The 25,976-nt window shown below is 72.5% G+C and carries 25 protein-coding genes; 20 read left to right on the top strand and 5 right to left on the bottom strand.

Features of this window, described 5'->3' with window-relative positions; all coding sequences use genetic code 11:
• Positions 1 to 4: 4 nt before the first annotated feature.
• Genes AC57BS_RS09730 through AC57BS_RS09740 form a run of 3 tightly spaced genes read right to left on the bottom strand, consistent with a single transcriptional unit; the run spans position 5 to position 2,234 of the window.
• Positions 5 to 559: a nucleoside/nucleotide kinase family protein gene (locus tag AC57BS_RS09730; protein WP_496411223.1), complete on the bottom strand. Its 555-nt coding sequence runs from the start codon at positions 557 to 559 to the stop codon at positions 5 to 7.
• Positions 559 to 1,776 carry an amino acid deaminase/aldolase gene (locus AC57BS_RS09735; RefSeq protein WP_496411224.1) on the bottom strand — a complete coding sequence of 406 codons (1,218 nt, stop codon included), beginning with the start codon at positions 1,774 to 1,776 and terminating at the stop codon, positions 559 to 561. Before AC57BS_RS09735 ends, AC57BS_RS09730 begins: the two co-directional genes overlap by 1 nt.
• The gene (locus AC57BS_RS09740; protein ID WP_496411225.1) at positions 1,773 to 2,234 is read right to left on the bottom strand and encodes a hypothetical protein; all 462 of its coding nucleotides are present in this window, start codon (positions 2,232 to 2,234) and stop codon (positions 1,773 to 1,775) included. The genes AC57BS_RS09735 and AC57BS_RS09740 overlap by 4 nt, the downstream gene beginning before the upstream one ends.
• A gap of 46 nt (positions 2,235 to 2,280) precedes the next feature.
• Between AC57BS_RS09740 and AC57BS_RS09745 the strand changes: the two genes are divergently transcribed.
• The 11 genes from AC57BS_RS09745 to pheT all read left to right on the top strand — a co-directional run bounded on the left by AC57BS_RS09745 (position 2,281) and on the right by pheT (position 13,971).
• A complete protein-coding gene (locus AC57BS_RS09745; RefSeq protein ID WP_496411226.1) occupies positions 2,281 to 2,823 on the top strand; it encodes an SseB family protein in 543 nt (180 codons plus the stop codon).
• A gap of 320 nt (positions 2,824 to 3,143) precedes the next feature.
• Entirely contained in the window at positions 3,144 to 3,809 is a 666-nt protein-coding gene (infC, locus tag AC57BS_RS09750) for a translation initiation factor IF-3 (RefSeq protein WP_496411266.1), read from the top strand.
• 130 nt (positions 3,810 to 3,939) lie between these two features.
• Positions 3,940 to 4,152 carry a large ribosomal subunit protein bL35 gene (locus AC57BS_RS09755; RefSeq protein ID WP_056606600.1) on the top strand — a complete coding sequence of 71 codons (213 nt, stop codon included), beginning with the start codon at positions 3,940 to 3,942 and terminating at the stop codon, positions 4,150 to 4,152.
• A gap of 65 nt (positions 4,153 to 4,217) precedes the next feature.
• On the top strand, positions 4,218 to 4,604 hold the full coding sequence (gene rplT / locus AC57BS_RS09760; RefSeq protein ID WP_090971165.1) for a 50S ribosomal protein L20: 387 nt from the start codon (positions 4,218 to 4,220) through the stop codon (positions 4,602 to 4,604).
• 35 nt (positions 4,605 to 4,639) lie between these two features.
• Positions 4,640 to 5,386, top strand: a complete 747-nt coding sequence (locus AC57BS_RS09765; RefSeq protein WP_496411227.1) for a TrmH family RNA methyltransferase — start codon at positions 4,640 to 4,642, stop codon at positions 5,384 to 5,386.
• 20 nt (positions 5,387 to 5,406) lie between these two features.
• On the top strand, positions 5,407 to 5,673 hold the full coding sequence (locus tag AC57BS_RS09770; protein WP_496411228.1) for a DUF4031 domain-containing protein: 267 nt from the start codon (positions 5,407 to 5,409) through the stop codon (positions 5,671 to 5,673).
• Positions 5,674 to 5,694: 21 nt separating this feature from the next.
• A complete protein-coding gene (locus tag AC57BS_RS09775) occupies positions 5,695 to 6,780 on the top strand; it encodes a sensor histidine kinase (protein WP_496411229.1) in 1,086 nt (361 codons plus the stop codon).
• A gap of 88 nt (positions 6,781 to 6,868) precedes the next feature.
• Entirely contained in the window at positions 6,869 to 7,579 is a 711-nt protein-coding gene (locus AC57BS_RS09780) for a response regulator transcription factor (protein ID WP_496411230.1), read from the top strand.
• Positions 7,576 to 10,167, top strand: a complete 2,592-nt coding sequence (locus tag AC57BS_RS09785) for a DUF4153 domain-containing protein (RefSeq protein ID WP_496411231.1) — start codon at positions 7,576 to 7,578, stop codon at positions 10,165 to 10,167. The genes AC57BS_RS09780 and AC57BS_RS09785 overlap by 4 nt, the downstream gene beginning before the upstream one ends.
• Before the next feature lie 201 nt (positions 10,168 to 10,368).
• The gene (pheS, locus tag AC57BS_RS09790) at positions 10,369 to 11,469 is read left to right on the top strand and encodes a phenylalanine--tRNA ligase subunit alpha (protein WP_496411232.1); all 1,101 of its coding nucleotides are present in this window, start codon (positions 10,369 to 10,371) and stop codon (positions 11,467 to 11,469) included.
• 15 nt (positions 11,470 to 11,484) lie between these two features.
• Positions 11,485 to 13,971 carry a phenylalanine--tRNA ligase subunit beta gene (gene pheT / locus AC57BS_RS09795; protein ID WP_496411233.1) on the top strand — a complete coding sequence of 829 codons (2,487 nt, stop codon included), beginning with the start codon at positions 11,485 to 11,487 and terminating at the stop codon, positions 13,969 to 13,971.
• A 77-nt stretch (positions 13,972 to 14,048) separates the two neighbouring features.
• Here pheT and AC57BS_RS09800 read toward each other — a convergent pair whose 3' ends face one another.
• Positions 14,049 to 15,434: a hypothetical protein gene (locus tag AC57BS_RS09800; protein WP_496411234.1), complete on the bottom strand. Its 1,386-nt coding sequence runs from the start codon at positions 15,432 to 15,434 to the stop codon at positions 14,049 to 14,051.
• Between the two features lie 65 nt (positions 15,435 to 15,499).
• Positions 15,500 to 16,312: a maleylpyruvate isomerase family mycothiol-dependent enzyme gene (locus tag AC57BS_RS09805; RefSeq protein ID WP_496411235.1), complete on the bottom strand. Its 813-nt coding sequence runs from the start codon at positions 16,310 to 16,312 to the stop codon at positions 15,500 to 15,502.
• A 109-nt stretch (positions 16,313 to 16,421) separates the two neighbouring features.
• Between AC57BS_RS09805 and argC the strand changes: the two genes are divergently transcribed.
• From argC to AC57BS_RS09850, 9 genes are read left to right on the top strand one after another with little or no spacing between them, the layout of a single operon-like run.
• Entirely contained in the window at positions 16,422 to 17,450 is a 1,029-nt protein-coding gene (gene argC / locus AC57BS_RS09810; RefSeq protein WP_496411236.1) for an N-acetyl-gamma-glutamyl-phosphate reductase, read from the top strand.
• Positions 17,447 to 18,598 (top strand): bifunctional glutamate N-acetyltransferase/amino-acid acetyltransferase ArgJ, encoded by a 1,152-nt coding sequence (gene argJ / locus AC57BS_RS09815; RefSeq protein ID WP_496411237.1) that lies wholly within the window; start codon positions 17,447 to 17,449, stop codon positions 18,596 to 18,598. The genes argC and argJ overlap by 4 nt, the downstream gene beginning before the upstream one ends.
• Positions 18,595 to 19,539: an acetylglutamate kinase gene (argB, locus tag AC57BS_RS09820; RefSeq protein ID WP_496411238.1), complete on the top strand. Its 945-nt coding sequence runs from the start codon at positions 18,595 to 18,597 to the stop codon at positions 19,537 to 19,539. The genes argJ and argB overlap by 4 nt, the downstream gene beginning before the upstream one ends.
• On the top strand, positions 19,536 to 20,744 hold the full coding sequence (locus AC57BS_RS09825; protein ID WP_496411239.1) for an acetylornithine transaminase: 1,209 nt from the start codon (positions 19,536 to 19,538) through the stop codon (positions 20,742 to 20,744). Before argB ends, AC57BS_RS09825 begins: the two co-directional genes overlap by 4 nt.
• Positions 20,741 to 21,676 carry an ornithine carbamoyltransferase gene (argF, locus tag AC57BS_RS09830; RefSeq protein WP_496411240.1) on the top strand — a complete coding sequence of 312 codons (936 nt, stop codon included), beginning with the start codon at positions 20,741 to 20,743 and terminating at the stop codon, positions 21,674 to 21,676. Before AC57BS_RS09825 ends, argF begins: the two co-directional genes overlap by 4 nt.
• Complete coding sequence (locus AC57BS_RS09835) at positions 21,673 to 22,209, top strand: arginine repressor (protein ID WP_496411241.1); 537 nt, start codon at positions 21,673 to 21,675, stop codon at positions 22,207 to 22,209. Before argF ends, AC57BS_RS09835 begins: the two co-directional genes overlap by 4 nt.
• The gene (gene argG, locus AC57BS_RS09840) at positions 22,206 to 23,642 is read left to right on the top strand and encodes an argininosuccinate synthase (RefSeq protein WP_496411242.1); all 1,437 of its coding nucleotides are present in this window, start codon (positions 22,206 to 22,208) and stop codon (positions 23,640 to 23,642) included. The genes AC57BS_RS09835 and argG overlap by 4 nt, the downstream gene beginning before the upstream one ends.
• The gene (argH, locus tag AC57BS_RS09845) at positions 23,642 to 25,078 is read left to right on the top strand and encodes an argininosuccinate lyase (protein ID WP_496411243.1); all 1,437 of its coding nucleotides are present in this window, start codon (positions 23,642 to 23,644) and stop codon (positions 25,076 to 25,078) included. The genes argG and argH overlap by 1 nt, the downstream gene beginning before the upstream one ends.
• On the top strand, positions 25,050 to 25,625 hold the full coding sequence (locus AC57BS_RS09850) for a DNA-3-methyladenine glycosylase (RefSeq protein ID WP_496411244.1): 576 nt from the start codon (positions 25,050 to 25,052) through the stop codon (positions 25,623 to 25,625). The genes argH and AC57BS_RS09850 overlap by 29 nt, the downstream gene beginning before the upstream one ends.
• Positions 25,626 to 25,976: the final 351 nt, after the last annotated feature.

The following is a 25,976-nucleotide window of genomic DNA, read 5'->3' on the forward strand; positions in this document are numbered from 1 at the left end:
CTCCTCAGCCGGTGGTGACCACCAGGTCGGCACGGTCGCGGGTGCCGAGCCGCGCGAACAACGCGTCCTCCTCGAGCCGCCACCGCTCCCAGTGGGGTCGCATGGCCTCCCCGTCACGCGCGATGCCGCGCGCCAGGCGCAACCCCGACTCCGCCTCGACCCAGACCAGGTGCCCCACCAAGCCGGCGATCCCGGGGGACCAGCAGCCGACCCCCTCCAGCACCAGCAGCCCTCTCGGACGTACGGCGTGCGTCTCCGCCCAGCCGTCGGCGAGCCAGTCCCACCGCCGCCATTGGCCGATCCGACCGGCGGCGAGAGGTCGCAGCAGCGCCTCCACGGAGTCGGCCAGCCCGGGCAGGCCACCCCAGCCCTCCAGCAGCTCGTCGCAGTGCACGACCTCCGTGTCGGGGACGACGCGGGCGACGGCCTGGGCCAGCGTGGTCTTGCCCGACCCGGCGGGACCGTCGATGCAGACCAGCCGTCCGCGCCCCAGGGTGGGCGGGGCGGCGAGCACCCGCTCGGCCACCTCCCGGGCCACCTGGTCGGGGTCAGCGGCCATCAGAAGACGAGGTCGGACCCGCGGTAGGACGGCACCACCTCGACGACCGACTCACCGCGGACCAGGTGCACGTCCCGGACGTGCTCGAACAGCTCGCCCGACTTCGCGTGGCGGAACCAGACGAGGTCGCCGATCCCGAGCAGCGCGGCGGGGTGGCCGGTCAGCGGCGTCTGCACCTCGCCGGCACCCTCCAGCCCGGTCAGGTGGAGACCCGGAGGCGCCCACGGCACGGGGGAGCGGTCCGCGCCGGTCGCCCCGCTGGCGATCAGCCCGCCGCCGTGCACCACCGCGATGGTCGGCTGGGGCTTGCGCGAGACCCGCAGCCCGAAGAAGGCCGCCGGTCGCGGCTCGAACGACGCGTAGTGGTCGAAGATGCCCGGCACCAGCAGGCCCGAGCCGGCGGCGATCTCGGTGACCGCACCGTCGGCTGCCGTCGCCTCGACCGACCCGGAGCCGCCCCCGTTCCAGAACTCCAGCTCGACGATCGGGGCCAAGGCGTCGGAGATCTCGCGCCGGCGCACCTCGAGCTGTGCCATCGAGGCCTGCTTGAGGCGGCGTACGAGCAGGGACTTCGTGCGCTGGTCGGGCACGTCGTCCTGGACGCCCGCGACCTGGCCCTCGTAGGTCATCACCCCGACGAGCCGGAACCCCTGGCGCTCGACCGCCAGCCGGGCGAGGGCGACGACGTCCGCGGTGTCGAAGAGTGGGGAGCGCTTCGGGCCGATGTGCTGGCCGCCGACCCGCAGCCCGGCGTCGACGTCGAAAGCGACCCGGATCGGCACGGCGAGCGAGCTGCGGGTGGCGTCGACGGCGTCGAGGTGGGCGGGATCGTCCACCATGAGGGTGATCGCTGCGGCCGCGGACGGCGAGGACGTCAGCCGCTGCAGCGCTGCCGCGTCGACCGTCGGGTACGCCACCACGATGTCGTCGCTGACCCCGGTCTCGTGCAGCCACAGCGCCTCGGCGAGCGTGTACGCCAGCACGCCGGCGAACCCGTCGTGAGCCAGCGCCCGCCGGATCAGCTCCGGCACCCGCAGGGACTTCGAGGCGACCCGGATCGGCTTGCCGCCGGCGCGGCGGACCAGGTCGTCGGCGTTGGTGTCGAAGACGTCCAGGTCGACCACCGCGATCGGCGTCGACGGAGGCTCGGGGAGCGTGTCGAGGGCAGCGTTGAGCCTCGACCACAGGCGGTTGCGGTCGACGAAGTGATCGCTCACTCGATGCCCCGCTTCTTGAGCAGCGCCTCGATGTCGGCCAGGTCGTCGTCGATGGGCGAGCCGCCGCTCGCCTTCGATCGTGTCGACGACGCCTCGGGCAGGCCCTGCGACGGCGCGCCCGCGGGCTTGCCCTTCTTCCCCACGGCCTGGCCGCGCGCGAGCTGGCGGTCGCGGATGATGCCGCTCACGACGAACAGGACGACCGCCAGGCCGGCCAGCCCCACGCCCGTCCACGTGAGCACGTTGAACACCAGGCTCGTGGCCCAGTCGGTGACCGAGCCGGCGATCTCGACGACCATCTCCAGCGTGCCCGTCAACCACGCAGCCGCAGGGAGGAGGGTGAACCCCATCGCGCGCAGGCCGTTGGCGGCCCCGCGTCGGCGGAACGCGATCCACGTCCAGATGGCGCCCGCCACCGTCAGTGCTGCGGTCAGTGCGGCCCAGGTAGTCCCTTCCACGGCCCCAGACTCCCACAGCGCACCATGCCCGCGAGAGGATGGCGCGGTGGCTCCCGACGACACCTCCCACCCGGATGACCTCGCGCGCACCATCCCGGACCCCGGGTTCGCCGACGACGACGGCGCGGCCGACGTACGCGTGGCGCAGGCGCTGGCCGGGCACGCGGCCGGCACCGTCACCTCCGGATCCGTCCTGTCGGCACTCCAGGACGCCCGGCTGCTCGTGCCGGTCGTCGCCGTCCTCGGTGAGGTCGAGCTCGACGAGCAAGGGCTGGCGCACGACAAGTCCTCCGACATGGCCGCCGTCCTCGTCCAGGCCGCGGACGGGAGCAAGGGCCTGCTGGCCTTCACCTCGACCGAGACGATGACCCGCTGGGACCCGGCGGCGCGCCCGGTGCCGGTCACGACCGCCACCGCGGCCACGGCGGCGGTCCAGGACGGGGCCGAGGCCCTGCTCGTCGACCTCGCCGGCCCGGCGCCCTACGTCGTCGACGGCGAGGACCTCGACAGGCTGGCCGCGGGGTGGCGCCTCGTCGAGCTCACCGGGACGGGTGGCGGGCACGGCTGGATTGGGCCCGCGCCGGAATGATCCGCTAGTCTTCGGTGTTGACCGATCAGTGCCACCATGCTTCACGGTGGCGTTGATCCCGCCAAGCGGAGGCAGCACCACCGTCTCCCACCCGCACCGATCGCCCTGCACCACAGATCGTCGGGTCCCGGTCCCAGTGAACACAGGCGTCGCACGGCTCCTGTGGCCACGAGTTCCTCCGAGAGGGGGGACGTGTCGTGACTGGCTCCCGCTTGGCACCAGCGGGAGCCGTTGTGCATTTCCGGGCGAAGTGATTCGACAGGGCACAGGGGGCTCCCACCCACCGAACCACTGGAGGACCCATCAGCACCGAGCTGCGCATCAACGAGCGGATCCGCGTACCCGAGGTCCGTCTCGTCGGACCCAACGGCGAGACCGTTGGCATCGTGCCGACCGACCAGGCACTCAAGCTTGCCGTGGAGGCCGACCTCGACCTCGTCGAGATCGCTCCCCAGGGACGCCCCCCGGTCTGCAAGCTCATGGACTACGGCAAGTTCAAGTACGAGAACGCCCAGAAGGCCCGCGAGTCGCGCCGCAACCAGACGAACGTGATCATCAAGGAGATGAAGCTTCGTCCCAAGATCGACAAGCACGACTACGAGACCAAGAAGGGTCACGTCGTGCGGTTCCTGGGTGCCGGCGACAAGGTCAAGATCACGATCATGTTCCGCGGCCGCGAGCAGCACCGCCCCGAGCTGGGCTTCCGCCTGCTGCAGAAGCTCGCCGAGGACGTCCAGGAGCTCGGCTTCGTCGAGTCCTCGCCCAAGCAGGACGGGCGCAACATGACCATGGTCATCGGCCCGCACAAGAAGAAGGCCGACGCCAAGATCGACGCCGACGCCGCCCGCGCCACCAAGGAGCAGGCACGTGCGGACCGCAAGGCCGAGGAGGACGCCGAGCGCGAGGCGGCCCACGCCGCCGGTCCGGTGGCCCAGAAGAAGGAGCGTCGCCGCTCCGAGAACCTCGATCCTGAGATCGAGGCCTGAGAGCAAGGCCTGAGCGAAGCGAAGGCCTCGCTCGAGCAGGTCGCGGCGAAGCCGTGACAACTCCCTCAGCGGGCTCGCTCAGCTCCACCCCAGACACACCCGAACCACGAACAAGGAAGTTGAGGCAGACATGCCGAAGAACAAGACCCACTCGGGCGCCAAGAAGCGCTTCAAGGTGACCGGCTCGGGCAAGATCATGCGTCTGCAGGCCGGCCGCAAGTCCGGCGCTGCCTTCGCGTCCGCGCCGACCACGGGCAGCCGCAAGAAGCACCGCCGCAACGCCGGCATGGTCGAGCTCGAGAAGGGCGACGTCTCGCGCGCCAAGAAGATGCTCGGCATCTGAGCCTCATCCACCTGGTGGCTCGGCCGCCGTCCCGTCTTCATCCCCATTGCATCAAGGAGTAACCCATGGCACGCGTCAAGCGCGCAGTGAACGCCCAGAAGAAGCGTCGTACCACCCTCGAGCGCGCCAGCGGCTACCGCGGCCAGCGCTCGCGGCTCTACCGCAAGGCCAAGGAGCAGGTCACCCACTCCCTGGTCTACAGCTACAACGACCGCCGCAAGAACAAGGGCAACTTCCGCAAGCTGTGGATCCAGCGCATCAACGCCGCTGCCCGCGCCAACGGCATGACCTACAACCGCTTCATCCAGGGCCTCGGTCTGGCCGGCATCGAGGTCGACCGCAAGATCCTCGCCGAGCTCGCCGTCAACGACGCCCCGGCATTCGCCGCGCTCGTCGAGGCCGCCAAGGCCGCGCTGCCCGAGGACGTCAACGCGCCCAAGGTCTCCGCCTGAGCCACGTGCAGCCCCTCGCCGCGAGCAACGCTCGGGTGAAGGAGGCTCGCAAGCTGAGCCGCCGTTCGGTACGCACCGAGCGGCGGCTCTTCCTTGCCGACGGGCCGAAGGCGGTCGAGGGAGCCCTAGACGTCGAGGCGTGCGTCGTGGAGGTGTTCGCGACCCCCGCCGCCCTCGACCAGTACGCCGGGCTGCTCGCCGACGCGCCCGTGACGCTCGTCGACGAGCGCGCCCTCGCGTCGCTGTCGGACTCGGTCTCGCCGGCCGGCGTGGTCGCGGTGTGCCGCCACTTCGACGCACCGCTCGAGCACGTCGTCGCGGTGTCCGCACGACTGCTCGCCATCTGCGCCGACGTCCGCGACCCCGGCAACGCCGGCACCGTGATCCGCACGGCCGACGCCGCGGGCGCCGATGCCGTGGTGCTCGCTGGTCAGTCGGTCGACGCCTACAACCCGAAGACCGTGCGGAGCACCGTCGGCAGCCTGTTCCACCTGCCGTTCGCGATCGAGCCGGACCCGGCCGTCGCGGTGCGGGCAGCCCAGGCGCGGGGCCTCACGGTCCTCGCCGCCGACGGAGCGGGCGAGGTCGACCTGTTCGAGGCCGACCTGTCCGGCCCGACCGCCTGGCTGTTCGGCAACGAGGCATGGGGGCTGCCTGAGGAGCTCGCGTCGCTCGCCGACCACCGGGTCGCGATCCCGATCCACGGCCGCGCCGAGAGCCTCAACCTGTCGACCGCCGCGGCGGTCTGCCTGTACGCCACCGCCCGCGCCCAGCGCGCCTGACCGGCTAGCCTCGCTCGACAATGATCCTCATCGACCCACCTGCCGTGGCCAGGTGGGACCGGCTCTGGTCCCACCTGGCCAGCGACACGTCGTACGCCGAGGTGCACGAGTTCGCCGCGTCCCACGGGATCCCCGCGCGCGGTTGGGACCGCGACCACTACGACGTGCCGGCCGACCACTACGAGGCGATGGTGGCGGCGGGAGCCGTCCCCGTCTCCTCGCGTGAACTGGTCCTCGCCCTCCGTGCAGCGGGGCTGCGGCGGCCCAAAGCACTGTTCGGCACCTAGGTCTGGCCTAGGGTGGCGGTCGTGTCCGACGACAGCTCACCACGCCACCGGGTGGACGGCGGCCGCCCGACCCGGCTGCGGACGCTGGCCGACTTCTACCCCGACGGCATCCTCGGCGCGAGCCGGTCGGGAGTCGTGACGATCCTCAACGCCCAAGGTGCGGCGCTGCTCGGCGTGGACTCGGAGGAGGCGCTCGGGCTCCGGCTCACCGACGTGCTGCGGTTGCTCGACCAGGACGGGCGGACCTGGCTCGACGTCAACCAGCCGTTCGACTCCGTCTCGATCGTGCGCGGCGTGCCGGAGCAGTCATGGCTCAACGCCTCGGGCGAAGAGGTGCTCACCACCGCACGGCTCGTGCGCGAGGAACCGCTGGGCCCCGTGACGGGCATCGCGGTCGGCCTGCGCAGCGGGCGTGGGCGCGCCCGACTGGACCGTGAGCGCTCCGACCTGGTCGCCACGGTCGCGCACGAGCTGCGGTCGCCGCTCACCGGCGTCAAGGGCTTCGTGCAGGCCCTGCTCAACCGCTGGGACAAGCTCACCGACGACCAGCGCAAGCTGATGCTCACCACGGTCAACGCCGACGCCGACCGGCTCGCCCGGCTCATCGCCGAGCTGCTCGACGTCGCGCGGATCGACACCGGCCGGCTCCAGCTCTATCCCCGCGAGTCGTCCGCCGAGGTGCTGGTCCGACGCGTCGTGGACTCCATCGAGGCCGGCACGGCCCGCGAGATCACCCTCGAGGTCGAGCCCGACCTGCCGGAGGTGTTCGCCGACCCCGACAAGTTCACCCAGGTCGTCACCAACCTCGTCGAGAACGCCGTCCGCCACGGCCAGGGCGAGGTGAGCGTGGGCCTCGCCTCGTCCGAGAGCCTCGACGGGGTGCGCATCACCGTCGACGACCAGGGCGACGGCATCCCCGCCGAGCTCCGCCGGCGGGTCTTCACCAAGTTCTGGACCACCGGCGACTCCGGAGGCAGCGGCCTCGGGATGTACATCGTCGGCGGTCTCGCCCGCGCGCACGGCGGCTGGGTCACCATCGACGACGCACCCGGGGGTGGCGCGCGGGTGATGGTCGACTGGCCGCGCGAGGACATGCGGCCGGACTGAGCCCGCCCGGCCCGGTCGGCCCGCACCTCCACACAACCTTCACGAGTCGCCCCCGTCTCCTGCCCGTCGGGGCTCCTAGGGTCATGGCATGACATCCGGACAGGCCCCGCGCACCGCCCTGGTGGTCGAGGACGAGCCCGCCATCAACGAGGCGCTCACCCAGCGACTCCGCGCCGAGGGGTACGCCGTGGAGCAGGCCTTCGACGGGCCGTCCGCGGTCGACCTCGCGGCCACCGTGCGTCCCGACGTGGTGCTGCTCGACGTCATGCTGCCCGGGTTCGACGGTCTCGAGGTCTGCCGGCGCATCCAGGCTGCGCGCCCGGTCCCCGTCCTGATGCTCACCGCGCGCGACGACGAGGCCGACGTGCTCGTCGGTCTCGGCGTGGGGGCCGACGACTACCTGACCAAGCCGTTCTCCATGCGGGAGGTCGTGGCCCGGGTCGCGGCCCTGCTCCGCCGCGTCGAGCGGGCAGCCGCGCTGGCCGACGAGCGGCCCGCCGCCATCGAGGTGGGCGGCCTGCGCATCGACCCCGGCACCCGGCGTACGAGCGTGGCCGGGGAGGCCGTGCACCTCACCCCGACCGAGTTCGACCTGCTGCTCTGCCTGGCCCGGACGCCGGGACAGGTGCTGGGCCGCGAGCGGCTGCTGCGCGAGGTCTGGGACTGGGGCGACGCCTGGGGCAGCGCCGGCGCGACCCGTACGGTCGACAGCCACGTCAAGGCACTGCGCAGCAAGGTCGGCGCCGCGCGGATCCGCACCGTCCACGGCGTCGGGTACGCCCTCGAGGACCTCCCATGAGCGCCTGGTTCGACACCGTCTCCAGCCTCAAGGTCAAGCTCGGGATCCTCGTCGCCGCCTCGGTCGTCACCGCCGTCCTGCTGACCCTGCTCGGCTCGGCGGCACGCGTCCCGGCCCTGCTGGTGCTGCCGGTCAGCGTCGCGCTCGCCCTGGGCGTCACCCAGCTCCTCGCCGCCGGGATGGTGGCTCCGCTGCGTCGCATGACGGAGGTCTCCCGGGCGATGGCGCGCGGCGACTACTCCGGACGGGTGCGCACCAGCGCCACCGACGAGGTCGGCCAGCTCGCCGCCGCCTTCAACCGCATGGCCGAGGACCTCGCCACGGTCGACCGGGAGCGTCGCGACCTCATCGCCACGGTCTCCCACGAGCTGCGCACGCCCCTCACGGCGATGACCGCGTTGCTGGAGAACCTCGCCGACGGTGTGGTGCCCGCCGCCCCCGAGCACCTCGGCGCGGCCCTCGACGAGGCTCACCGGCTCGGTCGGCTGGTCGAGGACCTGCTCCAGCTCTCCCGGCTCGAGGCCGGAGTGGTCGACCTCGACGACCAGGACGTCGCGGTGCGTGGGCTCGTCGAGGAGTCCGTCGCTCAGGTCCGGTCCACGGGCCGCCCCGGCGACTTCACCGTCGAGGTGCCCGAGGACCTGGTGGTCGTCGCCGACCCGTCGCGGCTGCGCCAGCTGGTCGTCAACGTGCTCGACAACGCCGCCCGGCACTCACCGCCCGGCACGTCCGTCCGGATCATCGGCGCCGCCGCCCCCGACGGCTGGTGGCTCGAGGTCTCCGACGAGGGCGGGGGAGTGGCCCCCCAGGACCGCGAGCGCGTCTTCGAGCGCTTCGGGACCGACGGCGCCGGCGGCACCGGGCTCGGCCTCGCGGTCGCGCGCTGGGTGGCGGGGCTCCACGGCGGGACCCTGCGCTTCCTCGACCCCGCGGCCGGCCGTGGCGCGAGGCTCCGGCTCGAGGTGTCCGCCGCGTCGGGCCGACCCGCGTCCACACCCTCCCCGGCCCGCGAGCGGGAGCCCGTCGTACCGACAACCGCGGCGCCCACCGGGACGAGCCAGGCTTCCGACGTCGCGGCCGGCCAGCGTCCACCGCAGGGCCTGGACGGTCTCTTCGGCCGCTTCTGGCCCGAGGACGGCATCGGCTCGGGATGGCGCACGGTCGTGGCCGCAGTGGTGGCGGGGGTGGTGGCCGGCGTCGCCCTCTCGTTCACCGCCGTCGGGGTCACCTGGACCCTCGTCGCGGTCGTGTGCGGCGCGGCGGCCCTCCTCACCGCCCGCAGGCGACGCGAGCCGTGGACCCTCGCCTGCGCGGGCCTCGCGCTGCTGCTGGTCCTCCCGATGACCCTGCTGGACGCGTGGTGGATCCAGATGCTGGGTCTCCTCGCGGCCACGGCCGTGTTCCTCTGCGGGGTCACCGGAGCCCGCACGATGCCCGGCATCGTCCTCACCGGCCTCGCCTGGCCGCTGGCGTCCCTGCGCGGGCTGCCGTGGTTCGGCCGCTCCCTGCGCATCGCCGGCACCGCGTCGCGAGCGCCCGCCGTGGTGCGTACGACCGCCTGGTCGCTGATGGGGCTCGCCGTCTTCGGCACGATCTTCGCCACCGCCAACCCGGTCTTCGGGTCGTGGGTCGACCAGCTCGTCCCCACCCTCACCTTCAACGACCTCGTCGGACGCGCCTTCGTCGCCTGCTTCGTCTTCGCCGCCACGCTCGGTGCCGCCTACCTCGCCCTCAACCCCGCCGACGTGGAGGTGCTGGGCGGCCGCCGGCCGACGCCCCTGGCCAACCGGTTCGAGTGGCTGGTGCCGGTGCTCGTGGTCGACGCAGTCTTCGTCGCGTTCATCGCCGCCGAGGCGCGCGCGCTCATCGGCGGCCGCGACTACATCGAGGCCACGACCGGGCTGACGTACGCCGACTTCGTCCACCAGGGCTTCGGCCAGCTCACCCTCGCCACGGCGCTGACCGTGCTCGTCGTCTGGGTCGCGGCCCGCCGCGCCGGGAGCACTCCGGAGGACCGCCGCTGGATGTTCGCCTCCCTCGGCCTCCTGTGCGTCCTCACGCTGCTCGTCGTGGCGTCGGCCCTGCGCGGGATGGCCGTCTACCAGGACGCGTACGGCTTCACGACCCTGCGGCTCTTCGTCGACGTCTTCGAGGGCTGGCTCGGGTTCGTCGTCCTGGCGATCATGGTCGCCGGCGTCGCGGGGTGGGCGCGCTGGCTGCCCCGGATCGCGCTGGTGTCGGGTGCCGTCGCCCTGGTCGGGCTCGCCGCGATCAACCCCGACGCCTGGGTGGCCGGGCGCAACCTCGACCGCTACGACGCGACCGGCAAGCTCGACCTGCGCTACCTGCAGACACTCTCGGCCGACGCGACCCCGGTCATTGCGGAGCGGCTGCCCGAGGACGTGTCGGGCTGCGTGCTCCGGGAGCTGCCGGCGAGCTCGCTGAAGGCGGAGGTCCTCGAGGACACCCGGGCCTGGAACCTGGGTCGGTCCCGCGCCGAGGACGCGATCGCGCGCATCGACCTCCCCGCCGCGTCCGGCGCCCGGGGTGACGAATGCACTGGCGTCTGGGCGGACTTCGGCGAGTAGCATGGGGTCCGTGGACACGAGCCTGCGATTTCTCCGCCCCGGACCTGGTCCGTCGGGCAGCTGACGTCACCGGGTCCGGGGAGTCCCCCGTCCGACCCGACGCTGATCCGCTTCTAGACTCTGCGGCGACCTGATGCCGCCGCGCGAAAGCCACGTCCCAGACCATGCGGCGACCTGAGTAGCGCCGCGCGAGAGAGAGCCATGTCCGGCCCCAACACCGACTACGACCCCGTCGAAGTGACCCCGCTCAAGGCCGACCAGGTCGAGGCGATGCGCGAGGCGGCCCTGGCCGCCATCGCCGACGCCGGCGACCTCGACGCCCTCAAGCAGGTCCGACTCGACCACGCCGGGGACCGTTCCCCCATCGCCCTCGCCAACCGCGAGATCGGGGCGCTGCCCCCGCAGGCACGCAAGGAGGCCGGCCAGCGCGTCGGCCAGGCCCGCGGCGCGATCAACCAGGCCATCGCCGCCCGGCAGGCCGTGCTCGAGGCCGAGCACGAGGAGCGGATGCTCGCCGAGGAGACGGTCGACGTCTCCCTGCCCACGTCGCGACGCCGTCGCGGTGGGCGCCACCCGCTGACCCTGCAGTCGGAGCTGATCGCCGACCTCTTCGTGGCGATGGGCTACGAGGTGGCCGAGGGCCCGGTCGTCGAGGCCGAGTGGCTCAACTTCGACGCCCTCAACCTCGGTCCCGACCACCCGGCGCGCACCATGCAGGACACGTTCTGGACCGAGCCGGCCGACGACCACGTCGTGCTGCGCACCCAGACCTCGCCCGTGCAGGCCCGCACCATGCTCACCCGCACGCCCCCGATCTACGTCGTGTGCCCGGGCCGTGTGTTCCGCACCGACGAGTACGACGCCACGCACTCGCCGATGTTCCACCAGGTCGAGGGCCTCGTCGTCGACGAGGGCATCACGATGGCGCACCTCAAGGGCACGCTCGACCACTTCGCCTCCCAGCTCTTCGGCGACGGCATCACCACGCGCTTCCGTCCGTCCTACTTCCCCTTCACCGAGCCGTCGGCCGAGGTCGACGTGAAGTGCTTCGTGTGCCGGGGCGGCGAGGGCGTGGCCGAGTGCCGCACCTGTCGTGGCGAGGGCTGGATCGAATGGGGTGGCTGCGGCGTGGTCAACCCGCGCGTGCTCGTCGCCTGCGGCGTGGACCCGGAGGTCTACAGCGGCTTCGCGTTCGGCATGGGCATCGACCGCTCGTTCATGTTCCGCCACGACCTCGAGGACCTGCGTCCGCTCTTCGAGGGCGACGTCCGGTTCAGCAGCGCATTCGGCACCGAGATCTGAGAGGGGAGAACTGAGATGAAGGCACCCCTGTCCTGGGTCCTGGAGCACGTCGACGTGCCCGCGGGCACCACCACCGACGAGATCACCGACCGGCTGACCCTCACCGGCCTCAAGCTCGAGGCGGTGGAGAGCCCCGGCCGCGAGATCACCGGTCCGCTGGTCATCGGACGCGTGCTCACCAAGGAGCCCGAGCCGCAGAAGAACGGCAAGACCATCAACTGGTGCACCGTCGACGTCGGTGACGCCAACGGGACGGGTGATCCGCAGGGCATCGTCTGCGGCGCCCACAACTTCGAGCCCGGCGACCTGGTCGTCACCGTCCTGCCCGGCGGCGTGCTGCCCGGTGGGTTCGAGATCGGCGCCCGCAAGACCTACGGGCACCTGTCCGCGGGCATGATCTGCTCGGCGCGCGAGCTCGGCCTCGGCGACGACCACGACGGCATCATCGTGCTGCCGGCCGACGCCGGAGAGCCGGGCCAGGACGTACGCCCGGTGCTGGGCCTCGACGAGGAGACCATCGAGCTCGAGGTCAACCCCGACCGCGCGTACGCCCTCTCGATCCGCGGCATCGCCCGCGAGGTGCTGGTGTCCGTCGAGGGCGCGACCGGATTCCGCGACCCGGCGCTGCGTGACACCCCTCCGGCCAACGGCGACGGCCACGCCGTCGTGGTCGAGGACGCCGAGGGGTGCCCGGTCTTCGTCGCCCGCAAGGTCACCGGCTTCGACCCGGCGGCGCCCACGCCGGACTTCATGGTCCGGCGGATCACCGCAGCCGGCATGCGCCCGATCTCGCTGGCGGTCGACGTCACCAACTACGTCATGCTCGAGACCGGCCGGCCGATCCACGGCTACGACGCCGACAAGGTGCAGGGCGCCCTGGTGGTGCGCCGCGCTCGGGAGGGTGAGACGCTCACCACCCTCGACGGGACGAAGCGCACGCTCGACCCCGCCGACCTGGTGGTCACCGACGACTCCGGGATCATCGGTCTCGGTGGCGTGATGGGCGGCGAGACGACCGAGATGTCCGACACCACGACCTCGATCCTCGTCGAGGCCGCGCACTGGGACGCCGTGTCGATGTTCCGCACGGGCCGCCGGCACAAGATCACGTCCGAGGCGGGCAAGCGCAACGAGCGGGGCGTCGACCCGACGATCTGCGAGGCCGTGGCGGACCGTGTCGTCGAGCTGCTCGTCGAGCACGGCGGCGGCCAGGCCGACCCGGGCGTCACCGTGGTCGGCACGCCGCCTGCGATGCCCGTCGTCGATGTGGCGGGCGACCTCGCCGCCCGGGTGTCCGGCATGCCGATCACCGAGGAGCGCAGCGTCGAGTGCCTGCGCGCCGTCGGGTGCGAGGTGTCGGGCTCGGGGACCCTGTCGGTCACCCCGCCGCCCTGGCGCCCCGACCTCGAGGACGCGCAGGACTTCTCCGAGGAGGTCATCCGTCTCGTCGGCTACGACAAGGTGCCGTCGATCCTGCCGACCCCGCCGTCGGGCAGGGGCCTGACCCGGCCGCAGCAGCTGCGCCGCCGGGTCGGTCGCACGCTCGCGGGCGAGGGCTTCGTCGAGGTCGTGACCTTCCCCTTCGTCGGCGCGGCCGACCTCGACGCGCTCGGTCTCACCGCCGAGGACCCGCGCCGTGACCTGCTGCAGCTGTCGAACCCGCTCAGCGCCGAGGCCGGGTTCATGACCACCACCCTGCTGCCCGGCGTGCTGCGCGCCGCCGGCAAGAACGTCGGGCACGGCAACGCCGACGTGGCGATCTTCGAGACCGGGACCGTCACGCTGCCGCGCCACGCCGGACCCGCGGCGATCCTGACGGTGGACCGTCGTCCGACCGACGAGGAGTTCGCGGCCCTCGACGCCGCCCTCCCGGCCCAGCCGCTGCACCTGGCCCTCGTCGCCGCGGGTGACGCGGTCGCCGGCGGCTGGTGGGGCGAGGCGCGTCCCGTCTCCTGGGCCGATGCCGTCGACGCCGTCCGCGCGGTGGCCGAGGCCCTCGGCCTCGAGGTGACCGCCTCGGCGGTCGAGCTCGCGCCGTGGCACCCCGGGCGCTGTGCCGAGCTCTCGGTCGCGGGAGTGGTCGTCGGTCACGCCGGCGAGGTGCACCCCACCGTCTGCCAGGCCTTCGGGCTGCCCAAGCGCACGGTCGCGGCCGAGGTCGACCTCGACCTGCTCATCGAGCGGGCGGTCCACCTCAGGAAGGCGCCGGCGTTCTCGTCCTACCCCGTCGCCAAGGAGGACGTCGCGCTCGTCGTCGACGCCTCCGTCCCGGCCGCCGAGGTGGAGGCGGCGCTGCGCGAGGGCGCGGGCGACCTGCTCGAATCCATCCGGCTGTTCGACGTCTACACCGGCGACCAGGTCGGCGAGGGCAAGAAGTCGCTCGCCTACGCGCTGCGCTTCCGGGCGCCCGACCGGACCCTCAAGGAGGGCGAGGCGGCAGCCGCGCGCGACGCCGCCGTGGCGCTGGCCGCCGAGCGGACCGGCGCCGTCCAGCGCGCCTGATCCGCGCCCGGGCCGACGCGCTCCGACGTGACACTGGCCCGTGAGTCTCCAGGAGACTCACGGGCCAGTGCGTCGACTCACCGCTCGCAGGAGCGACGCACCTCCGCCGAGCAGCGGTCCCGTCCCGGACCGCCCACGCCACGGTCCCGGCCGGCGTCGCCGCGGATCACGTCGTCGGAGCGCTTGCCGTCGAGGCGGTCGTTCCCGGGGCCACCGAGCAAGCGGTCGCGGAGATAGCTGCCACGGATCAGGTCGTCGCCCGCGCCACCCTTCACCACGGCCATCAACGCCTTCCGACCGACGCCAGCCCCGCTCGGGACGGCGAGCACGTCGTCGCCGCCGCGGCCGTCGATGCGGTTGGTGGCGCCGTAGGTGCTGATGCGGTCGGGGCCGGGGCTCCCGGTCACCCGGAGATGCCAGCCGGGCACCGAGACCTTCTCCCACCTGTCCAGCGCACCGGAGTACGGCGTGCGGGCGCGGCTCTCGTCCTGGCACTCGTAGCCGCGACCGAGGCGGACGTCCGAGACGTGGCAACGCGGCATGCCGAGCCGGTCCCGTCCGGGGCCGCCCACCCAGCTGCCGCCTGCGGCATCGAGCAGCTGCAGGCGGTCGGCCCCGGCGCCCATGTCGGCGTCGATGCGCAGACCGGGGTCCGACACCGACGACGGCGGCCCCTCCTGGTCGCGCTGCGAGGGCCAGAAGGTCAGGTACTCGTCGAGACCGGTCCCGGTGAAGGTGGTCCGCAGGTGGGTGTACTGCAGCGTGTAGGCGGTGACGTCCCCGGTCCAGCGCAGGACCGGCCGCGCGTCGGCGGTCACCAGCTCCGCGGGTGCGTCGATGTCCACGACGGACCCGGCCCATCCGGAGCGCAGCCGGAACCGGTTCTCCCCGCTGCCGAGGTCGAGCGGGCCGCCCACCTGCTCGCCGGCCCAGTCGACGGTGTCGTCGCCCGCCCCGGTCGAGACCTCGTCGGGGTTCGGCGTCCCGAGGGCCACCGATCCCGTGGTGACCACGTCATCGCCGGCCCGGGTGTCGACGACGTCCTTCTCCGTGTCGCTCGTGCCGCCCCAGGAGCTGGGACCCGCGCTGACGAAGTCCTTGCTGGCGTCGCTCCCGACATAGGTGTCGGCGCCCGCGCCGAGGGTCACGTGGGCGACCCGCTGGCTGGCGGTCGTCTCGTTGTGGACGACGTCGTCACCGGGCCCGGTCTCGAGGTAGAAGGAGCGCTTGGTGTCGTCGTCCAGGCGGATGCACACGAGGTCGTTGCCGGCCCCGGTGCTGACCGACCGTTGGCCGGGGCCCAGGACCATGACGTCGTCGCCGTCCGTCCCGGCGTCGCCCGTGGTCGTCACGGCCCTGCCGTCGCACGCGGACGGATCGGCGCTGGCCGGCGCCCCGGGCGCGAGCGTGAGGGCGAGGCCGAGCACTGCGCCCAGCCCTGTGGCGGCAGCGGTCATGGTCATGCGAGTCCCCCGAGAGAGTGGATGCTGTCCGACGTGGGACGCACCGTCGTGCCGAATGGTTGTCGTCAGTCGATCGGCAACGCCACGATCGCGGTGAACCGCTCGAGCGCCTCCGGGTCGCCGGCGACCGCGATGTCGCTGTCGTCGCCGCGGCTCCACAGCCACAGGTCGAGCGCCGCGGCGGGGCCGTCGACGACCACGTCGGGCTCGGCGCCGTCCGCGGGCGGGTCCACGACGTGGAAGTCCTCCTCGTCGGCGTACGTCGTCCCGCTCTCGGGGCTGGTGCCGCAGAACGTGCCGAACCGGAGCCAGAACTCCTCACCCGTGTCGGTCACGTCGACCCGCACCAGGCCCTCGCCGGGCTCCCAGCTGCCCCACGGCGGCATGGCGCCGTACATCACGTCGAGGCACTCGTGCACCCCGTCGGACGCCAGCAGCGGGTCGATCTCGCTCGGCAGCCCGGCCGCCTGCTCGGCGTCCACCCGGTGCACCAGCGCCTCGTGCGCCTGGCGGCGCAGGATGAAGCCCACGGTGTGGTCGTCGGACCAGTTCCACGCCTCCTCGCGCGGGTCGGCCTCCGCGAGCACCCCGGCGAGGTCGCCGGACCACGCGTCGTACGCCGCCAGCAGGTCCTCGTACGCCTCGGGTCGCGACGGCTCCACCTCCTCGGGCTGCACGGGCCGCGAGGCGAGGACCTCGGCCCACCACCGCTGCACGGTCGCCAGGTGCCAGAGCAGGTCGGCGGCGTCCCAGTCCGGGCACCCCGGCACGCGCGAGCCGGGGTCGCAGTCGGCGAGCACCGCGCGGAACCGTGCGGAGTCGCTGCGCAGGTGGCCGAGGTAGACATCGGGTGACAGACGGGTGTGGAGTGTGCTCACCCGTGCACCGTACGGGGACTGCCGCCTCCCACCATGCCATTTTCCGGGCATCCTGCAGATGAACGGACCCGGTGCGACCATCCATGCAGAGCAATGTATAGTCATGCACATGACCGCATCAGTCGCCGTTGCCGGAGCCAGTGGCTACGCCGGGGGCGAGGTGCTGCGCCTCCTCCTGGGCCACGACGGTGTCGAGATCGGCACGCTCACCGCGGGCTCCAACGCGGGCGAGCGCCTCGGCGCGCTCCAGCCGCACCTGCTCCCGCTCGCGGACCGCGTGCTGGCCGACACCACGGTCGAGACGCTGGCCGGCCACGACGTCGTCTTCCTCGGACTGCCCCACGGCCAGTCCGCAGCGATCGCGCAGGCGCTCGGCGACGACGCCGTCGTGATCGACTGCGGCGCCGACTTCCGGCTCACCGACCCGGGGGAGTGGCAGGCGTTCTACGGCGGCGAGCACGCGGGCTCGTGGCCGTACGGCCTGCCCGAGCTGCCCGGCCAGCGCGACCTCCTGCGCGGCGCGCGCCGCATCGCCGTCCCCGGCTGCTACCCGACCGTCTCCACGCTCGCGATCGTGCCGGCGGTCGCTGCCGGGCTGGTCGAGCCCGACGTCACCGTCGTCGCCGCGTCCGGCACCAGCGGCGCAGGGAAGGCCGCGAGGCCGCACCTGCTCGGCAGCGAGGTGATGGGCAACGCCAGCGCCTACGGCGTCGGCGGCACGCACCGGCACACCCCCGAGATCGTGCAGAACCTCAGCGGCGTCGCAGGCGGCCCCGTGAAGGTCGGCTTCACGCCGCTGCTGGTCCCGATGTCGCGGGGCATCCTCGCGACCGTGCAGGCGCCTCTGCTCGACGGCGTCACCTCGCAGCAGGTGCGCGACGCCTATGCAGCCGCCTACGACTCCGAGCCGTTCGTCCACCTGCTCCCCGAGGGGCAGTGGCCGCAGACCCAGTCGGTGCTCGGCTCCAACGCCGTCCAGGTCCAGGTCGCCGTAGACGAGCGCGTACGACGACTGGTGGCGGTGGCCGTGGTCGACAACCTGGCCAAGGGCACCGCCGGCGCCGCCGTCCAGTGCATGAACCTCGCCCTGGGCCTCGACGAGGCCACCGGGCTCTCCACGATCGGACTCGCCCCATGAGCGTCACCACCCCGAAGGGCTTCACCGCGGCCGGCGTCGCGGCCGGACTCAAGTCCACCGGCGCCAAGGACCTCGCGCTGGTCGTCAACCAGGGCCCGGCCTTCGACTCCGCCACCGTCTTCACCGCCAACCGCTGCAAGGCCAACCCCGTGCTCTGGAGCCAGGAGGTCGTCAAGGACGGCGTCGTGCGCGCCGTCGTCCTCAACTCCGGCGGAGCCAACTGCTACACCGGGCCGGAGGGATTCCAGACCACCCACGCGGTGGCCGAGAAGGTCGCCGAGGGCCTGGGCATCGGCGCGATCGACGTCGTCGTCTGCTCGACCGGTCTCATCGGCCTGGCCAACGACCGCGACGACCTGCTCGCCGGCGTCGAGGCGGCCACCGCCGAGCTCTCCTCCGACGGCGGCGCGAGCGCGGCCGAGGCGATCATGACCACCGACTCGGTCAGCAAGAACACCGTGGTCGAGGGGGCCGGCTGGTCGATCGGCGGCATGGCCAAGGGCGCCGGGATGCTCGCCCCGCAGCTGGCCACCATGCTGGTCGTCATCACCACCGACGCCGTCGTCCCCGCCGCCGACCTAGACGCCGCCCTGCGTGCCGCCACCCGGGTCAGCTTCGACCGGCTCGACTCCGACGGCTGCATGTCCACCAACGACACGGTCACCGTGATGGCCAGCGGCGCGAGCGGCATCACGCCGACGTCCGAGGACTTCACCGCCGCACTCACCCAGGCCTGCACGGACCTCGCCATGCAGCTGCTCGGGGACGCCGAGGGCGCCGACCACGAGATCGCGATCACCACGCTGCACGCAGCATCGGAGGACGAGGCCGTCGAGGTCAGCCGCAGCGTCGCGCGCAGCAACCTGTTCAAGGCCGCGATCTTCGGCAACGACCCCAACTGGGGCCGCGTCCTCGCCTCCATCGGCACCACCACCGCGCAGTTCGACCCCGCCGACCTCGACGTCGCCATGAACGGTGTGTGGGTCTGCAGGCAGTCCACACCCGCCGAGGACCCGGCGTCCGTCGACCTCACCGGCCGGGAGGTCAGCGTCACCATCGACCTCAAGGCCGGCGACGCGCGAGCCACCGTCTGGACCAACGACCTCACCCACGCCTACGTCCACGAGAACAGTGCCTACAGCTCATGACTGACACCGAGACCAACCAGAACCCGCGCCGGCCCGACCCCGCCAAGGCCCGTACGCTCGCCGCGGCGCTGCCGTGGCTCAAGCGCTACCACGGCCGGACCATCGTGGTGAAGTACGGCGGCAACGCCATGACCGACGACGCCCTCAAGGTCGCCTTCGCAGAGGACATCGCGTTCCTCCGCTTCGCCGGCTTCAAGCCCGTCGTGGTCCACGGCGGCGGTCCGCAGATCTCCCGGATGCTCGACCGGCTCGGCATCGAGTCGGAGTTCCGCGGCGGCCTCCGGGTCACCACCCCCGAGGCGATGGACGTGGTCCGGATGGTGCTCGTCGGACAGGTCCAGCGCGAGCTGGTGGGCCTGGTCAACCAGCACGGCGCGCTGGCCGTGGGCCTCTCCGGAGAGGACGCGGGACTCTTCACCGCCGAGCCCACCAACACCGTCGTCGACGGCGAGGAGGTCGACCTCGGCCTCGTCGGCGAGGTGGCCGAGGTCCGTCCCGAGGCGGTCCTCGACCTCATCGAGGCCGGTCGCGTCCCCGTCGTCAGCTCGGTCGCACCCGACGTCCACGGCCGTGTCCACAACGTCAATGCCGACACCGCAGCCGCGGCGCTCGCTGTCGCCCTCGGCGCGGAGAAGCTCCTCGTCCTCACCGACGTCGAGGGCCTCTACCGCGACTACGGCAACTCCGACGACCTGATCCAGGAGATCAGCCCCGAGGCGCTCGGCGAGCTCCTGCCGACGCTCGACGCGGGCATGGTCCCCAAGATGCGCGCCTGCTACGAGGCGGTGACCGGGGGAGTCCCGCGCGCGACCGTCGTCGACGGCCGCGAGCCGCACGCCGTCCTGCTCGAGATCTTCACCGACGAGGGCGTCGGCACCCAGGTGCTGCCGGGCGCCGCGACCAAGCTGCGCAAGCCCTACGGGAGCGAGGACCCGGCATGAGTGAGTCACTCCAGCATCGCTACGCCGGGTCGGTCATGAACACCTTCGGCCCGCCCGCCCTCGCCCTCGTGCGCGGCGAGGGAGCGCACGTGTGGGACGCCGACGGCAAGGAGTACGTCGACCTGCTGGGCGGCATCGCCGTCAACGCGCTCGGCCACGCGCACCCCGCGCTCGTGGCCGCCGTGACCACCCAGCTCTCGACGCTGGGCCACGTGTCCAACTTCTTCGCCACCGAGCCGCAGGTCGCCCTCGCCGAGCAGCTCGTCCGGCTCCTCGGCTGGGACGAGTCGGCCCGGGTGTTCTTCAGCAACTCGGGCGCCGAGGCCAACGAGGCCGCCCTCAAGCTGACCCGCCGCACCGGACGCACCCGTCTCGTCGCTGCCGAGGGCTCCTTCCACGGCCGCACGATGGGTGCCCTCGCGCTCACGTTCAAGGCCGCCTACCGCGAGCCGTTCGAGCCGCTGCCCGGCGAGGTCACGTTCGTCCCGTACGACGACGTCCCCGCGCTCGAGGCCGCTGTCGACGACACCGTCGCCGCCGTCGTGCTCGAGCCCGTCCAGGGGGAGGCGGGCGTCGTGGTCCCCTCCGCCGACTACCTCGCAGCGGCCCAACGGATCGCCCACCAGCACGGGGCGCTGCTGTGGCTCGACGAGGTGCAGACCGGCGTCGCGCGGACCGGTGCGTGGTTCGCCCACCAGCTGGTCGAGGGCGTCGAGCCCGACATCGTCACGCTCGCCAAGGGTCTGGGCGGGGGCATCCCGATCGGGGCGACGGTGGCGCGCGGCGCTGCCGCCTCCCTGCTCCAGCCCGGCAACCACGGGACCACCTTCGGGGGCAACCCGGTCGCCGCTGCGGCAGGCCGGGCCGTGCTCGACACGATTGAGGCCGACGGCCTGCTCGCGGCCGTGCTCGATCGCGGCGCGCAGCTCGAGGCACTGCTGCGCAAGCAGACCGGGGTCGTCGAGGTGACCGGCGCCGGCCTCATGTGCGGCGCCGAGCTCGACGGGCCGTACGCCACCCACGCGGTGGTGTCGGCCCGCGAGGCCGGATTCATCCTCAACGCGACCGGTCCGACCCGGCTGCGGTTCGTACCACCGCTGGTGATCACCGCCGCCGACCTCGACGCCCTCGACGCAGCCCTCCCCGCGATCCTCGACCACGCCCGCGCCGCCGCAGCACCGTCCACCACGGAGGCCACCCCATGACGTCCACGACGCGCCACCTCCTCCGCGACGACGACCTCTCGCCGGCCGAGCTCCTCGAGGTCCTCGACCTGGCCGACCGGATGAAGGCCGAGCCGTTCGAGCACAAGCCGCTCGCCGGCCCGCACACGGTCGCGCTGGTCTTCGACCGCCCGACGCTGCGCACGCAGGTGTCGTTCGCGGCCGGGATCGCGGAGCTCGGCGGCAACCCGATGACCGTCGACGGCGGGCTCGCCGCGATGGGGTCGCGCGAGGGCGTCGAGGACGTCGCCCGGATCCTCGGCCGACAGGCCGCCGCGATCGTGTGGCGCACCGCCCACCAGGCCGACGTGGTGACCATGGCGGCGTACTCCGGGGTGCCGGTCCTCAACGCGCTCACCGACGAGTTCCACCCCTGCCAGCTCCTCGCCGACCTCCAGACGGTCCGCGAGCGCAAGGGCCGTCTCGCCGGCGTCCGGGCCGCCTTCGTCGGCGACGGCGCCTGCAACATGGGCAACTCGTGGGTGCTCGCGGGTGCCACCGCCGGCATGCACGTGGTGGTCGGCGCCCCGGACGGCTACAACCCCGATGCGCACGTCGTAGCCAAGGCTCGCGAGATCGCCCAGGACACGGGCGGCTCGATCGAGCTGGTCGCCGACCCGGTCGCCGCCGTCACGGGCGCGGACGTCGTCATCACCGACTCCTGGGTGAGCATGGGCCGCGAGGAGGAGTCGCAGGAGCGGATGCGTGTCTTCCCGCCCTACGGCATCACCGAGGACCTGCTCTCGCACGCTGCCGCCGACGCGATCGTCATGCACTGCCTGCCCGCCTACCGGGGCAAGGAGATCTCCGAGGAGGTCATCGAGGGCCCCCACTCCGTGGTGTGGGACGAGGCGGAGAACCGCCGCCACGCCCAGAAGGCGGTGCTGGCCTGGTTGCTGGAGCGGTCATCATGAGCGCCGTGTCGCCCCTGACCAAGAGCGCCCGCCACCAGCGGATCATCGACATCGTGACCTCCCACCCGGTGCGCTCGCAGACCGAGCTCGCCAACCTGCTCGTCGACCACGGCGTCCGCGTCACGCAGGCCACGCTGAGCCGCGACCTCGTCGAGCTCGACGCGGTCAAGGTGCGCAGCGCCGCCGGCGCCCTCGTGTACGCAGTGCCGGGCGAGGGCGGCGACCGCACCGTCTCCGCGCCCCGCGAGAGTGCTGCCGGCCGTGATCGGCTCGCCCGGCTCTGCGGCGAGCTGCTCGTCAGCGCCGAGGCGAGCGCCAACCTCGTCGTCCTCCGCACTCCGCCGGGTGCCGCGCAGTTCCTGGCCAGCGCCTTCGACAAGGCCGACCTCGGCGACATCCTCGGCACGATCGCCGGGGACGACACCGTCCTGGTCATCGGCCGCGACCCGAGCGGCGGCGCCGCCCTGGCGCAGCGCTTCCTCGACCTCGCCAACGACGCCCACCACTCCACCCCAGCAAAGGACTCCCAGTGAGCAAGGTCCTCACCTCCCTCCCGGTCGGCGAGCGCGTCGGCATCGCGTTCTCCGGCGGCCTCGACACCTCGGTGGCGGTCGCCTGGATGCGCGCGAAGGGAGCGGTGCCCTGCACCTACACCGCCGACATCGGCCAGTACGACGAGCCCGACATCTCCGGCGTGCCCTCGCGCGCCATGCAGTACGGCGCCGAGCTCGCCCGGGCGGTCGACTGCAAGACGCAGCTCGTCGAGGAGGGTCTGGCGGCCCTCGCCTGCGGCGCCTTCCACATCCGCTCGGGAGGTCGCGTCTACTTCAACACCACGCCGCTCGGCCGCGCGGTCACCGGCACCATGCTGGTCCGGGCCATGCACGACGACGACGTCAACATCTGGGGCGACGGGTCGACCTTCAAGGGCAACGACATCGAGCGGTTCTACCGCTACGGCCTGCTCGCCAACCCCGACCTGCGCATCTACAAGCCGTGGCTCGACGCCGACTTCGTCACCGAGCTCGGCGGTCGGCACGAGATGAGCGCCTGGCTCACCGCGCGCGACCTTCCCTACCGCGACAGCCAGGAGAAGGCCTACTCCACCGACGCCAACATCTGGGGCGCCACCCACGAGGCCAAGACGCTCGAGCACCTCGACGTGTCGCTGGAGACCGTCGAGCCCATCATGGGCGTGAAGTTCTGGGACCCGTCGGTCCCGATCGAGGCCGAGGACGTCACCATCCGCTTCGACCAGGGCCGGCCGGTCGCCATCAACGGCACGACCTACGGCGACCCGGTCGCCCTCGTCCACGAGGCCAACACGATCGGCGGCCGCCACGGTCTCGGGATGTCGGACCAGATCGAGAACCGCATCATCGAGGCCAAGTCGCGCGGCATCTACGAGGCCCCGGCGATGGCACTGCTGTTCATCGCCTACGAGCGGCTGGTCAACGCCATCCACAACGAGGACACGGTCGCGCAGTACCACAACGAGGGCCGCAAGCTCGGCCGGCTGCTCTACGAGGGCCGCTGGCTCGACCCGCAGGCGCTGATGATCCGCGAGTCGATCCAGCGCTGGATCGCCTCGCTCGTCACCGGCGAGGTCACCCTCCGCCTGCGCCGGGGGGAGGACTACACGGTCCTGCGCACCGACGGCCCCGCGTTCTCCTACCACCCCGACAAGCTCTCCATGGAGCGGACCGAGAACGCCGCCTTCGGCCCCACCGACCGCATCGGCCAGCTGACCATGCGCAACCTCGACATCGCCGACTCGCGCGCCAAGCTCGAGCTGTACGCCTCCCAGCCGCTCGACCAGGGCCAGGTGCTCGTGGAGAACGGGACGCTGTTCGGCGCCATCGAGGAGGGCGGGTACGACAAGATCACCGACAACCCGTCCGCTCGTTCGGAGGCGGAGGACGACAGCGCGCTCGACGCCGCAGCGATGGAGTTCGGAACCGACTGATGGCAGACACACCGACGAGCGCAGGCACCACCAACGAGGGATCGCTCTGGGGCGGACGATTCGCCAGCGGTCCGTCGCCGGAGCTCCAGGCCCTGTCGAGGTCGACGCACTTCGACTGGCAGCTCACGCCGTACGACCTGGCCGGCTCGCGCGCCCACGCCAACGCCCTGCACCGCGCCGGGCTCCTCACCGACGCCGACCACGCCGAGCTGCTGCGCGGGCTCGCGGCGCTGGGGGAGCGCTACGACTCCGGCGACCTGCGGCCGGCCGACACCGACGAGGACGTGCACGGCGCACTCGAGCGGCTGCTGCTCGAGGAGGTCGGCCCCGAGGTCGGTGGCCGGCTGCGGGCGGGTCGCTCGCGCAACGACCAGGTCGCGACCCTGTTCCGGGCCTACCTCCGCGACCACGCCCGCACCATCTCCGGGCTCGTGCTCGACCTCGTGGACGTGCTCTCCGGCCAGGCCGCCGAGCACCTCGACGTGGTCATGCCGGGTCGTACGCACCTGCAGCACGCCCAGCCGGTGCTCCTGTCGCACCACCTGCTCGCCCACGCGTGGCCACTGGTGCGCGACGTCGAGCGCCTCCGGGACTGGGACGCCCGCGTGGCCGGCGACTCGCCGTACGGCTCCGGCGCCCTCGCCGGGCAGACCCTGGGGCTCGACCCCGAGGCCGTCGCGGCCGAGCTCGGGTTCACCGGCTCGTCCGCCAACTCCATCGACGGCACCGCGTCGCGCGACTTCGCCGCGGAGTTCGCCTTCGTGACCGCCCAGGTCGGTGTCGACCTCTCCCGGCTCGCGGAGGAGGTCATCCTCTGGACGACGCGCGAGTTCGACTTCGCGACGCTCCACGACTCCTGGTCGACGGGCTCGAGCATCATGCCGCAGAAGAAGAACCCCGACATCGCCGAGCTCGCCCGCGGCAAGTCCGGGCGGCTCATCGGCAACCTGTCCGGTCTGATGGCGACCCTCAAGGGCCTGCCACTCGCCTACAACCGCGACCTCCAGGAGGACAAGGAGCCGGTCTTCGACTCCGTGCAGACGCTCGAGGTCCTGCTGCCCGCCGTCACCGGGATGGTCGCCACGCTCACCTTCAACGGCCCGCGGATGGCCGAGCTGGCTCCCCAGGGCTTCTCGCTGGCCACCGACGTCGCCGAGTGGCTGGTGCGCGAGGGCGTGCCGTTCCGCGACGCCCACGAGCTCGCGGGTGCTTGCGTACGGCGCTGCGAGGAGCTCGGCTGCGACCTGCCCGACCTGACCGACGAGGAGCTGGCTGCCATCTCGCCGGCCCTGACGCCGGAGGTCCGCTCGGTGCTCACCGTGGAGGGCTCGGTGTCGTCGCGCTCCGGGCGCGGTGGCACCGCTCCCGTACGGGTGCGTGAGCAGCTCGACGAGCTGCGGGCCGCCAGTGCCGGTCACCGTGGTCGCCTGGGCTGAGGGCGACCCGCTCGAGGTCGCCCCCCGGTTGCTCGGCGCCGTGCTCACGCACGGGGGAGTGTCCGTACGCCTCACCGAGGTCGAGGCCTACGCAGGTCCCGCCGATCCGGGGTCCCACGCCTACCGGGGCCGTACGCCGCGCAACGCGGTCATGTTCGGTCCGCCCGGACACCTGTACGTCTACTTCGTCTACGGCATGCACCACTGCGCCAACCTCGTCACCGGGCCCGACGGGGACCCGGGCGCGGTCCTCCTCCGAGCGGGGGAGGTGGTGGCCGGCGTCGATCGTGCCCGGTCGCGACGGCCCGGGGTTCCCGACCGCGACCTGGCGCGAGGGCCCGCTCGTCTGTGCCGCTCGCTGGGCATCGACCTGTCCGACAACGGGGTGCGTCCCGAGCTCGTCCCGGGGGAGCCGGTGGTCCAGATCAGTCGGGGGCCCCGCGTGGGGCTACGACGTGCAGCCGACCTGCCGTGGCGGTTCTGGGCGACGGGCGACCCCACGGTGAGCCCCTACCGGCCGGCAGCGCCTCGCCCCACAGGCCCCTGACCTGCGGTTATGCGTGAGGGCGACCCCCGGTTTGGCATGTGGCCCGGACGTCGTCTAATGTTTCACCTGTCGCCGCAAGCGGCGCCGCCTCCTGGCCAGAAGGTCAGATGAAGCGGAAACCAGCTGCGACCACCGAAGCACGAAGCCCCGCCGAGTTTGACGCGGGATGGAGCGCCCGGTAAGTTTCTGCAGGTTGCCCCGCGACCGAACCAGCCTAGCTGGTGAGGAACGGGTGCGTCTGATTCTTGAGAACTCAACAGTGTGTTTGATTAGTCGACGAATTAGTTTGTTATGCCCCGTTGACACTGGCTTTGGTTGGTGTCGCGGTTTCTTTGACAATGATTCTGGCAA

The organism is Nocardioides sp. BGA-UO-ETr-FS32 (genome assembly GCF_059567905.1).